Origin of the sequence: Escherichia sp. KCJ4928 (genome assembly GCF_004352695.1) — a bacterium.
Classification (GTDB): domain Bacteria; phylum Pseudomonadota; class Gammaproteobacteria; order Enterobacterales; family Enterobacteriaceae; genus ECMA0423.
Map to the genome: position 1 here is coordinate 1 of NZ_SJWV01000585.1, position 505 is coordinate 505.

Here is a 505-nt window from a genome sequence, read left to right on the forward strand (position 1 = left end):
CAGTGCCGTGAACGCGCAGTTCAGCGCCACAGAGAACGAACTGGCCCGGCGGCAGGAAGAGCTGCTCTGGAAGCTGGTCAAAGGGCGGATACTGTACCCGTCGCTGACGGCGCTTTGCGTCACGGGCGGGATTTTTCTGGCGTCATGGGGGCTGATTCAGTGGCAGGAAAGCCGGATTGCGGCGAACATCCTGGCTATCAGGGACCAGGAAGAGACGCTGGCGAAACTCCGGGAAAAAACATGGGGTGTGACGTATCACGAGGGCAGGAACGGGAAATTTCTGGTGTTGCCGTCCGGGGTGAAGGGGGAAAACAACTGGACGGTGGAGAAGAAGAACGCAGTAAGACTGGTCAGGGAGTAAGTGAGTATGACAGAGCTGGAAATGCACTTACTGAACGCCTTAGAGCAATTGCAGCAGGACTATACGCAGCGGCTGAAAGACTGGGAGAGCGCCTTCACGGATTTGCAGCATATGTTCGAGCTGACACGACAGGAGAACGGGCAA

At 56.8% G+C, this 505-nt stretch carries 1 protein-coding gene and 1 pseudogene; both read left to right on the forward strand.

What is annotated here, in order from left to right; translation table 11 throughout:
* Window positions 1–361, forward strand: a pseudogene (locus tag E0D98_RS25715) (mobilization protein); the annotation flags it as partial.
* A 6-nt stretch (window positions 362–367) separates the two neighbouring features.
* Window positions 368–505: MbeD family mobilization/exclusion protein (locus tag E0D98_RS25720; protein ID WP_165941080.1), on the forward strand; the 138-nt coding region annotated here is incomplete at its 3' end.